Annotated in this window: 8 protein-coding genes; 2 read left to right on the plus strand and 6 right to left on the minus strand. The window is 52.1% G+C overall.

Features of this window, described 5'->3' with window-relative positions; genetic code table 11:
* Positions 1-7: 7 nt before the first annotated feature.
* Positions 8-1,603, plus strand: a complete 1,596-nt coding sequence (locus tag RDM37_RS03290; protein WP_308554967.1) for a T9SS type A sorting domain-containing protein — start codon at positions 8-10, stop codon at positions 1,601-1,603.
* A 533-nt stretch (positions 1,604-2,136) separates the two neighbouring features.
* Positions 2,137-3,960: a leucine-rich repeat domain-containing protein gene (locus RDM37_RS03295; RefSeq protein WP_308554969.1), complete on the plus strand. Its 1,824-nt coding sequence runs from the start codon at positions 2,137-2,139 to the stop codon at positions 3,958-3,960.
* A 112-nt stretch (positions 3,961-4,072) separates the two neighbouring features.
* Here the strand turns inward: RDM37_RS03295 and tsaE are convergent, their stop codons facing one another.
* The 6 genes from tsaE to RDM37_RS03325 all read right to left on the minus strand — a co-directional run bounded on the left by tsaE (position 4,073) and on the right by RDM37_RS03325 (position 11,491).
* Positions 4,073-4,498, minus strand: coding sequence for a tRNA (adenosine(37)-N6)-threonylcarbamoyltransferase complex ATPase subunit type 1 TsaE (gene tsaE, locus RDM37_RS03300; protein ID WP_308554971.1), 426 nt, complete (start codon positions 4,496-4,498; stop codon positions 4,073-4,075).
* 13 nt (positions 4,499-4,511) lie between these two features.
* Positions 4,512-6,056: a PglZ domain-containing protein gene (locus tag RDM37_RS03305; RefSeq protein WP_308554973.1), complete on the minus strand. Its 1,545-nt coding sequence runs from the start codon at positions 6,054-6,056 to the stop codon at positions 4,512-4,514.
* A gap of 32 nt (positions 6,057-6,088) precedes the next feature.
* Complete coding sequence (gene dinD / locus RDM37_RS03310) at positions 6,089-6,949, minus strand: DNA damage-inducible protein D (protein WP_308554975.1); 861 nt, start codon at positions 6,947-6,949, stop codon at positions 6,089-6,091.
* A 21-nt stretch (positions 6,950-6,970) separates the two neighbouring features.
* Positions 6,971-8,059 carry a GDP-L-fucose synthase gene (locus RDM37_RS03315; RefSeq protein ID WP_308554977.1) on the minus strand — a complete coding sequence of 363 codons (1,089 nt, stop codon included), beginning with the start codon at positions 8,057-8,059 and terminating at the stop codon, positions 6,971-6,973.
* Entirely contained in the window at positions 8,056-9,132 is a 1,077-nt protein-coding gene (gene gmd / locus RDM37_RS03320) for a GDP-mannose 4,6-dehydratase (RefSeq protein ID WP_308554979.1), read from the minus strand. The genes RDM37_RS03315 and gmd overlap by 4 nt, the downstream gene beginning before the upstream one ends.
* 214 nt (positions 9,133-9,346) lie before the next feature.
* The gene (locus RDM37_RS03325; RefSeq protein WP_308554981.1) at positions 9,347-11,491 is read right to left on the minus strand and encodes an immunoglobulin domain-containing protein; all 2,145 of its coding nucleotides are present in this window, start codon (positions 11,489-11,491) and stop codon (positions 9,347-9,349) included.
* Positions 11,492-11,671: the final 180 nt, after the last annotated feature.

Below are 11,671 nucleotides of genomic sequence, written 5' to 3' on the forward strand. Positions count from 1 at the left end.
ATAAGTTATGAGGAAAGTTCAACTACTGATTCTTATCCTGTGCGCCTTGTCACTAGGCATGTCTGGGCAGGGAATTACCATCACGTCAGGGCCTGAGGCTCTGCCTGATGAAGTCAATCACTACGCTGTAAGAGGCGTCAGTGACAATGGCCGCTACATATACGGAGGATGGGGCAACCCAGTCTATGTTAGCTTCGTATATGATACGGAGAGTGATAAAGTGGAGGTCCTCGAGGCCGAAAGCCGAGAGGGCGTACAGGTGATCAAGGTTCTCTCCGATGGGTCTGTCATCTTGGTCTACTCGCCACAGAAGGCTTGCGAAGCCTATATACGTACACCGCAAGGTAAGGAGATCGCCCTTAAAGCGCCCAACCCCGATTTCGGCCTCATGCCCTCTGATGCTACGGAAGATGGTAAGTGGATCATCGGCAATAGTCAGTCTCTAGATGCACTCAGCCATCAACCAGTCATAGGTGAGCGTCAGGCAGATGGTACCTATCTCTTTACCGCTCTACCAGAGCCTGAAGAGGATCTGATGGGTTGTAAGCCTCAGTACAACAAAGTGGAGGCTATCTCCGCAGATGCGCAGATACTAGTGGGTCGCCAGAATGGTCGCTCGGGCTTTGAGATGCAGTACATCAAGTGGACTCGACAGACCGATGGCAGCTATACTTATACTTTGCCGATGGAGGGGCTCTTTATCAATCCAGACAAACCCAAGCCCGGTATGCCACCTGTCTACGATGAGTATGTGACCGCAGAGCCTGGCACGCCTGAGCGCACTGAGCAAGAGGATCGCTACAATAAAGCCTTCGATGAGTGGTCGAAGAAGTGCGATGAGCGTACGGGGCAGTACACAGCCACGATTATGCAGGTGACCCACTTCTCTCGTCCTCAGATGAAGTTCTGCACGGCACTATATGAGAACAGTAATAATGGCGACGGTATGCCCCAGCTGAGACCCTTCGTCTGGGATGTGACGACAGATAGCTATCAGATCTTAAAGCCAGAGAGCGACCTAGCTCTTTGTGCCTTTGATGTGCTGTATGACGGGAGTGTAGTATGCCTCTCCAATCCTGGCATGCTCTTCTGGAGAGCTCATGCAGTCAATCCAAAGAACAATGAGAGCATACCGCTCCTGCAGTGGATAAAAGAGCACTCGGGTCGTGATATCTCTGACTTCTATGCCAAGCAGATTGACCCGATGATGAACTCTGTATGTATAGGCATACCGCGTATCAGTGGTGATGGCAAGACGATCGTCTTCTATACGATGAATGGGAATAACGACCTGGAGATTGAGTTCTTCAATACGATGATCCGCTTACTAGGCAGTGCTTACACAGCCAATGAGGCACCACTAGCCAATGAGACTAATGCGATCGAAGCTTATATAAATGGTCGCAATCTCATCATCTCTAAGGGTGCGCTGGACATGCCACTGACTATCTCTCTATACGATGTGTCAGGACAGGTCGTATGGCGTACTACGACACAGGAGCGACAGGTCTCCCTGCCAGCCTCCTTACCTCAAGGGGAATACATAGCTCGTATCACCTCTCCGAGTGGTGCCAGCCAGGCAGTCTCGGGTATCATCCGATAGAATCCGCTACGTAGTGGTGAGTCACAGTGTCATCACTGCGACTCACCACACATGTACCCAAAAACGGCAAAACGGGTACACGTCATCCCCGATATGTACCCGAAAAGGGCAAAACGGGTACACGTCGTAAGCGATAGGTCCCCGAAATCGCAGACGGGGGCCCCCTTCTCAGTGGAATCTATTTGATATCTCCCCAGAGTCTAATATCTTACTTGGACGGAAGATTAGACCTGCACCAGATGAGACTGCGTAAAAACTTGATGAAGAGAACACTCGCTGAGATCTTTTACCTATATTTGTAGGCGTGCTGCACATGACAGTGGCGTGTGTGCTACGGGAAGCTATAATAACAGCTTTAGTGCCTATAGCCCAGTCGTTCATAGCAAGCTCACAGCATACGGCTCCTATCAAGAAAAGATAGAAGCTAAACAATTTGTCCCCTCTCCTGTACGATGCCCTTCTCTTCGTATGAACAGATGCGCAAGTATTGAAGACCCCACTAAGAAATACTGCTCAACAAACATACTAAAGGCATGAAAGATCATTACATCAAAAAGGCTTTGTGGAGCCTCTGCCTCATCTCTTCGATAGGGATGAGTGCACAAACTTTTAATCTGGATGGCATCGCTTATGAGGTTAAATCTGCGACTGAACATACCGTCTCTGTGGTGAAAAACGCCGAGGGGTATACCGGATCGGTTGTCATCCCTGCTTCGGTATCACACGAGGGTGTCGCATACACGGTGACGGCTATCGACTACGAAGCATTTTATGACTGCTCTAAGCTCAAGGCGGTCACGCTCCCCATGGGGCTTAAGCAGATAGGGGTTGATGCCTTTAGAGACTGTGTGGGACTCTCTAAGATAGAGATCCCAGAGAGTGTGGAGACGATCGGAGGTCACGCATTCTCTTGCTGTGAAAATTTACAGACCGTCACTCTTGGTGAGGGCTTGGGACGTATAGGTGAGTATGCCTTCTACGACTGTGCAGCCCTGAAGAGTGTCTCTGTACCAGGGAGCGTGGAGGTCATCGGAGAGGCTGCTTTCTCTAAGTGCTTCAGCCTCCAGTCTATCGATATAGCCGAAGGGGTCGATAGTATATGCGAAGGGGCATTTAGTAAGTGTATCGCTCTGACTGACATCTCTATACCTGGGAGCGTGTCTTATCTCGGAGGTAATCTGTGTGCTACCTGTGGTAGTCTGACCTCAGTGACGCTAGGCGAGGGGCTTACGGAGCTAGGCGACTATATGTTCGCGGGTTGTGCCGCCCTCCCTGCTCTAACCTTACCCTCGTCTGTGACGAAGATAGGTGATTATGCTCTATATGGCTGTGCTGCACTCGGAGAGCTGGTCTTGCCTCAAGGGTTGAGTCATGTCGGGATCTACTCCTTTAAGGATTGCACATCTCTCTCCAAAATCCTCATACCAGGAACGCTCACAGAGGTCTCGCAGGGAGCATTCTCCGGATGTACGGCACTAACAGAAGTAACAGCCTCTGAGGGCGTGCAGCGTATCGGAGAGAGTGCTTTTCTAGACTGTACGGCACTCGAAACTGTTAACCTGCCTAGTAGCTTGGAGCTGGTCTACGACTATGCATTCTCAGGGTGTACGGCACTGCAAAGCATCCATGCAGAGGGCGGACTACGTAATCTAGGCAAGTACGCCTTCCTCAGCTGCACATCGCTGACAGAGGTCCCACTGGCAGAGGAGATGAGCCATCTTGACGATGGAGCATTCTATGGGTGCTCTCAGCTACAAAAACTGGTCCTACCAAAGGGACTTACAAGTGTGAGCGACTACCTCTGCGCTGGGTGTACGGCACTCTCCTCACTCACGCTGCCAGCGAGCTTGCAGCGTGTCGGTCAGTACGCTTTTCAGGAGTGCTCCGCTCTGACCTCTATCGTCATACCTGAGGGGGTTACCTCCATAGGGTCCTCTGCATTCTTCATGTGTGCAGCACTGGCCTCGCTCTCCATACCCAGTACTGCGTCTGAGATAGGTTTATTTGCTTTCTCAGGGTGCACAGCGCTGACCTCTATTGAGTCTCATATCACGGATCCGAGTGATACGGAAGCCTTCGAGACCGAGGCGGATGCTCCTATCTATACGGCGGCAACGCTCTACGTACCCAGCGGCACTAAGGATCGCTACAGAGAGCATAGTCAGTGGCGACTCTTCAAAAACATCTGCGAGAAGGGGGGCGATGCTAATGCGATCTTCTCGCTTGGCACAGAGACTGAGCCCGTGGAAATACGACGCTTTGACATCTCTGGCAAGCAACTATCTGAACCTCACGAAGGCGTCAATATCATTGAGATGAGCAACGGAGAATTTCGCAAAGTCTTCGTCAAGGAATAGCTGATGAAGTTCTCTCGTCTCATAAACCAGATGAGGCGTGTAACGATTTGTAGGGGCGTACGGCTTGTGCGTCCCTACATCATCGCTACTTGCAAGATTTGCGGAATAAAGTTTACTCGGTGAGGAGGGTCAGGAGGCGGGAGCCGTCGGGCTGCGCCTCGATGTGGATGACGGCGGTGTCCTCGGGGAGCAGGGGTGCGATGACGTCGGGCCACTCGATATAGCAGCGAGCGCCTGAGCGGATATACTCGGCTAGTCCTATCTGGTCGGCATCTGCGAGATTCTCCAGACGGTAGCAGTCTATATGATAGATGGTGTCGTCGGACTGAGTCGTATAGACGTTGACAATGGCAAAGGTGGGGCTATTGACCACCTCCTCTTCGCTGGCGCCATCGAGACGACACAGCTCGTGAACGAGCGTCGTCTTGCCGGCTCCTAGGTCTCCCTGGAGGGCGATGACGGGGTAGTCGGCTAGTTGTGTGTGTACCTCCTGGGCGACACGTGGAAGGTCGGCGAGAGATTGTAGTGTGAGACGCATATAGCTAGTGGTATTAACGAGGCGTGAGCGTGATACAGGGCACGAGCATCTCCTCCATAGAGATACCCCCGTGCTGGAGCGTGTCACGGTAGTAATTGACGTAGTAGTTGTAGTTGTTGGGATAGGCGAAGAAGTTCTGCTCGTAGCAGAAGACGTAACTGTCTGTCAGATGGTTGACAGGAAGACCTATATCCTTAGGTTTGCTGGGTGCGTAGGCCTCCTTGGCGTCGAAGGTGAGACTTTGGCCTAGCTTATAGCGCAGATTGGTCGAAGTGTTGCGATTGCCGATGATCTTGACCGGCTTGCGGACGCGGACGGAACCATGGTCGGTGGTCAGGATGATCTTGGCGCCCATCTGAGCGACTTGCTCGAAGAGCCGATAGGTGGTCGAGTGGCGGAACCAACTCTGCGTCAGGGAGCGGTAAGCGGCCTCACTGCTGGCAAGCTCGCGGATCATCTTGCTCTCGGTGCGAGCGTGCGATAGCATATCGACGAAATTGAGGACGATGACGTTGAGCTGATTGTCCTCCAGCTCGTTGAGCTGAGCGAGGACTCGCTCGCCGAAGGAGGTCTCGTAGACCTTGCGGTAGGCGAAGCTGTAGGGCTTGCGGTAACGCTTGAGGAGGCTTGCGATCATGGGCTCTTCGTTGAGATTCTTGCCTTCTTCGCTCTCCTCATCGACCCATAGCTCGGGAAAGGTTTTCTCAATCTCTAGGGGCATGAGCCCTGAGAAGATCGCATTACGCGCATATTGTGTGGCTGTGGGCAGGATGGCGGTGTACATACCATCGTCGAAGGTGAAGAGTCCGCTCAGCATCTCCTGCACAGCTAGCCACTGGTCCCAGCGGAAGTTGTCTATGAGGATGAGGAAGATATGCTCGCCACGATCGAGTAGGGGGAAGACTTTGTCGCGCATCAGCGTATGGCTCATCAGCGGAGCGCGCTTCGGATCTTGTATCCACCCCTCGTACTCCTTAATAATGTACTTAGCAAAGAGTCTATTCGCTTCGTCACGCTGCGACTGTAGCGTCTCCGCCATATCTGGGAGGTAGTTGTCTACCTGCATGACCCACTTAGAGAGCTCCTTGTAGATAGCCATCCACTCGTCGATGGTGCCAGCACTATTGATTCGTAGGGATAGCTCACGAAAGGCTTGTATGTAGTTTTGCTGTGTAGCCTCGGTGACGATCTGCTCTCGGTGCAGAACTTTCTTGAGCGAGAGGAGGAGTTGGTGGGGGTTGACCGGCTTGATGAGGTAGTCGGCTATCTGACGGCTGATCGCCTCATTCATCAGATGCTCCTCCTCGCTCTTGGTGACCATGACGACGGGGAGGTAAGGGTAGAGTGGTGCGATGCGTGCGAGTGTCTCTAGTCCCGACAAGCCTGGCATCTGCTCATCGAGGAAGACTAAGTCGTACGACTGCTCTTGCAGCAAGTCGAGGGCGTCGGCTCCACTCACACAGGGAGTGACCTGATAGCCGTGCTGCTCGAGGAATATGATGTGCGGTCTCAGGAGATCTATCTCGTCATCGACCCAGAGTATCTGTATTGCGGACATAGATGCGTAGCTTATTGTGTGAATAGCGTGGATTACTTGGGGAGTTTCTTCGTTTCGGTCTCTATCTTTTTCTCTTCTTGAGAAACTCTCCTCTCTAACTTCTTTATATCCTCATCAGGCGGGAGTTCCTCTGGAGTAATACCTCTCGCGCCCAACATGTCTCTTACACTTTGATTGTTGTGAACATGCTCGATGGTAATAGGTGATTCTCCATATAGGTCTTTCTGCTCAACATTGTAGTTAGTCATCTCTGTAGCGAGATTTTTTGCTGCAATGGTAAGCGTTGGCAGGAAGTCTGCCAATGGACGACTCCCCTTTATTCCTAACCGTCGCTTCATCTCTTCAGTCGTATGTCCCCCAAAAAGAGCTCTATCACCACGAGATCGGATTCTTCCAAACCCTTTGTCATCAACCCCTCTTTCGTAGATGTTTTGGGAAAGTCTCTTCTCTGCTAGTCTCAGTTTGTCTCTAGTATCTAGACGATACCGAGAGCGAAGACGCTCTTCAATAAGTTCAGTTTTTCTCGTTTGTACTGCAAAGTAGCTTTGAGCAAAAGCTATTTCTTCTTTTTGGGGATCTCCATTCTGAGCAATGAGGAAGCAAGCGTATCGAGTAATCATATAGTCGGACACTTCACGCTTAGCACCACTCCCTAACTCAACCATTTTCGTGACCTCACGAAAATGGTCTTCAACATTCACTCCCTGCGAGATACAAGATTCTATAGCTCTCTTAATGGCAGTGAGGAAATTCTCCCAGCGTGCATATCCTAATACCTTTTGTAGCTCTCGAGCATACCATACCTCTACTCGATCCTCTTTCTCTTCAGTAGGAATCACATGTACGATACTGTCAAATGTTGACTTGTATTGCTTGATTCGATTGATGTCCATTTTTCTAATTACGATACTTAATCAGAGAGATTGCTGGCAGTACCAGTCGTAGAGCTGGGGGATGCCGACGGCGAGGGGTGTCGTGGCGGTGTAGCCGAGGGAGGTGAGACGCGTCAGGTCGAGGAGCTTGCGGGGCGTGCCGTCGGGCTTTGTGCTGTCCCACTCGATGCGCCCCTCGTAGTGCGTCGCCTCCGCGACAAGCGTGGCGAGCGTGCAGATGGAGACCTCTTCGCCCGAGCCGATGTTGATGTGCGTGTTGCGGATCTCTTGCTCGCCGGCGGGGTATAGCTCCTCAAACGACACCCGCTCGGCAATGGTGATGCAAGCCTCCGCTAGGTCGTCACTCCACATAAACTCACGCAGTGCCGACCCCGTGCCCCACAATTGTAAACTGGTAGGCGTGATGCCGTAGCGTGCTAGCTCTGCCGTGAACTTCTCCAGACTACTTTGCTCTGTCAAGCCCTCCAACGGGCGCTGCGCCACGTCTCGCCGTAGTGCTGTTAGGTCGCTACGGAGCAATGCGCCCGCAAGGTGTAGCTTGCGGATCATAGCGGGCAGGACGTGGCTATTGACTAGGTCAAAGTTGTCCCCGTAACCATATAGATTGGTCGGCATGACCGAGAGATAGTTCGTGCCGTACTGGAGGTTCATACTCTCGCACATCTTCATTCCCGCGATCTTGGCGATAGCGTACGGCTCGTTGGTGTACTCCAGAGGTGAGGTGAGTAGCGCATCCTCACGCATTGGCTGAGGCGCAAGCCGAGGATAGATGCAGCTACTGCCGAGGAAGAGCAATCCCTCGACTCCATTGCGGAGTGCAGAGGTGAGGACGTTTTGCTGGATCCCCAGATTGTTCATGATAAAGTCGGCACGATAGGTCTGATTGGCCATGATCCCGCCCACATGCGCTGCTGCGAGGAAGATGTAGTCGGGTCGCTCCTCACGTATGAAGCTCTCCACCGCCACTGCGTCCAGTAAGTCTAGTTCTTGGTGCGTGCGGGTGATCAGCTGCTGGTAACCTCGTGCTTGCAGTTGGCGGAGTATCGCCGATCCTACCAAGCCGCGATGTCCAGCCACATAGATGCGGCTCTCAGGTGTCAATTGTTTCATAGCTTCTTACGCTCTTCTTTGGCAAATAGCTCTAGATCACTCTCGACCATACGCTTGACCAGTTCCTCGAAAGGAGTCATCCGTGGGTTCCAGTCTAGGAGCTCTCGTGCCTTCGTTGGGTCGCCCAGGAGCGTCTCCACCTCAGCGGGACGGAAGAAGCTCTCGTCCACAGCGACCAGCACGCGCCCCGTGGCACGATCCACACCCTCCTCGTGCAGGCCCTCACCTCGCCACTCCAGCTCGATGCCGACATAGCGGAAAGCGAGCGTGGCAAACTCCCGCACCGAGTGCTGCTCGCCCGTGGAGATGACAAAGTCCTCGGGCTTTTCGTTTTGCAGCATCAGCCACATACAGTAGACGTAGTCAGGCGCGTAGCCCCAGTCACGGAGCGCATTGAGATTGCCTAGGTAAAGCTTGTCCTGCAGTCCCAGCTTGATGCGTGCTGCTGCCATCGTGATTTTGCGGGTGACAAAGTTCTCGCCCCGTCGCTCACTCTCATGGTTAAAGAGGATCCCGTTCACCGCAAACATGCCATAGCTCTCCCGGTAGTTGCGAATGATCCAGTAGGCGTAGAGCTTAGCGCAGGCGTAAGGCGAGCAGGGACGGAAGGGGGTCAGCTCATTTTGCGGTGTCTCTGCCACGTGACCATATAGCTCACTCGTGGAGGCTTGGTAGATGCGTACCGACTGGCTCATGCCTAGGATGCGCACCGCCTCGAGTAGTCTGAGCGTCCCAATTGCGGTCACATCGCCTGTGTACTCCGGCACGTCAAAGGAGACCTTGACATGGCTCTGAGCCGCCAGGTTGTAGATCTCCGTGGGACGCACCTCCTGGATGATACGTATGAGCGACGAACTGTCCGTCATGTCGGCCCAGTGCAGCTCTATCTTGCGTCTCTGGCTCTGGTCACGCACCCAGTCGTCAAGGTATAGGTGCTCGATGCGCGCCGTGTTGAAGTAAGAGGCGCGGCGTAGCGTGCCGTGCACCTCGTATCCCTTAGATAGAAGCAACTCAGCGAGGTAAGATCCGTCTTGCCCCGTGATGCCAGTGATGAGTGCTATAGGTCTAGACATAGATGTGTCAATATCGATTTACTCCCAAAGGTACGAAATTAGAGATTAGAAGTTAGAGATTAGAGGCTAGATCGTTCAGATGGCTCTGATTCACTCTGATAGTTCTAGCCAACAGCTAACAGCTAACAGCCAATAGCCAGTTAAAATAAAAGGAGACTGCCACGCGTGTGACAGCCTCCTTTTATTCGTGTCTAGGGTTTATCTGTAGACTGCTTTATAGAACGTACTTCACCGTGTGGCGTACGTTGTCGACAGTTACGACGATGAGGTAGCAACCAGGGGCTACACCCTCGATAGATAGCGTGTTGCCCTCGGTGCGAGCGATGCAAGCACCCTCCATCGTGTAGAGAGCTGCGCTCTGAGCATCATTGATGTGGAGTGTGGCAGCCTCTCTTGTGATTTGGAGTGCGGGCTTGGCTACCTCAGAGATAGATACGATCTGCTTGAGCGTTGTCTTGCCCGTTGTGAGCTTGAGCTTAGGAGCGATGATGTTTGTGATCTCGCAGTTGTATACACCGTTGTCGTTAGCACTATAGCTGGCGATGGTGTAAGTAGGCTTGGTCTCACCGGCGATTGCCTTACCATCCTTGTACCATTGGTACTTGTTGGGGACATAAGAATCACCGTCTTGCTTCCAGTTAGCAGGCTCGTCTAGGGTAGCGTCGAGCGTTACGCTCTTACCCTCGGCTAGCTCCATGGTTTCATCCTCTTTAGTCGGTTTCTGCGGAGCATAGACCAAAGTCTTATCACCATCAGAGCCGACCTCTAGAGATCCCTGGAAGTTGGTAAAGTCAGCAAAGACAAACTTGTTGCCATGGACGATAGCACCCTCTCCATTGAATCCTAGTAGCACACCATAGACTGACTCGCTAGGCTTTGGGAGGATTGGTCCTGAGAAGTTGTTGTTTGAGATGTCTACACGACTTAGGACGCGCTCGGGGTTGGTAAAGAGCGTGCCGATACCTCCAGAGAAGTTGTTGTCGTTGAGCTCGATCTGCACGAGGCGAGGGAAGTTTTCGTAAGTAAAGTATCCCGTCGGATTGCCAGACATCTTATTGTGGGAGACCCAGATACGCACTAGATTCGGGCAGTTGGTGATAGCCTCGGGCAGCTCACCCGTTAGCTCATTGTACGAGAAGTCTAGGTTCTTGATCTTAGATAGACCATCTTCACTATCCTTGCTGGTGGGGAATAGGCTAGCTGGGATCTCTCCTGTGAGCTGACACTTAGCCATTCTGAGATCCTCTAGTTTGGGGAAGCTAGAGAGCCATGCAGGGATCTCGCCTCCTAGAGGATTGCCAGTAAACTGCATCAGGACCAGATTCTTTAGATTAGTCAGACTCTCTGGTAGAGGAGCCTTAAACTGACACTCGCCGAAAGCGATCATAGTCATATTGGTTAGCTTACCGATGCTCTCGGGGATCAGACCACCCATCTTACTCTTAGTGAGTAGGAGGTTCTGCAGATTGACTAGATTACCAATGTCCGATGGTATCTGCCCCTCGACAGAGGTCATCTGAACGGTGATAAGCTGTAGCTCCGTGAGCTGAGTCAGTGAAGCTGGGAATGTACCTCCGAGCTGAGGATTTTGCTCTACGACAAAGTGCTTGAGTTGCTTACAAGCGCTCCAGTCCTGAGGCACCTCACCTGAGAAATCATTCATGTGGAGATAGAGATACTCTAGGTCAGCGCACTTAGTCAGTGTCTCGGGGATAGCACCCGTCAGTTTGTTGTCTTGTATGCAGAGGGTCTTAATCTTCGGTAGATTCATATCGCTCGGCAGAGAACCCGTTAGGGCGTTGCTATCCATAAAGAGCGTCTCTAGGGCGGGCAGATTTACTTTCTTGGGGAACTCCTGCGTCAGTGTACGCTCGCCACCTATATTCTGCAGACTAGCGGCAAACTCTCGCAGCTTAGGCATCGTAAAGAGTTCGTCAGGGAGCTTCGTGATCTGGTTAGACTGGCACCAGAAGACCTCTAGCTCTGTTAGATCAGCGATAGAAGCAGGTAGCTCACCTTTAGCCTTGCGACGGTCTATCTTGAGCTCCACGACGTGACCATTTTTGATGGTAACGCCCTTCCACGTAGCGGGGTCGGCTGTTAGATCCCAGCGATCCCAAGAGGGTGACCAGTTAGCACCATCGAGACTATTGTAGATGTCGACGAGAGCTTGCTTCTCATCAGCGGGGATAGATGCCTCGCCAGTGGTGGTACCATCGGTTCTGAGCTCTTGTAGCTCGGGCTGATGGAGTGATAGTTTGACCAGCTCAGCATTCTGAGCTGTCAGCCCTAGCGAGCAGAGTGCCATAGCACAGCCAGCTATACAGGGCTTGAGTAGTTGAGTAATTGTTCGGATCATACGTTTATGATTAGTGTATAATGTGTTTTGGGGGGTATACAACATACCACTTGTAAGCGAAGATACGAAAAAAATGGCGAGTAGACAATCTCTTCGCTCCTCCTCCAGTGCTCGTACATTCCACCCGCTAATGCAATTTCTCAAGAATGATGTTTTTGATGACTTCATTGGGTGTCTTAT

It is taken from the genome of uncultured Porphyromonas sp., from assembly GCF_902489635.1.
Taxonomy (GTDB): Bacteria; Bacteroidota; Bacteroidia; order Bacteroidales; family Porphyromonadaceae; genus Porphyromonas.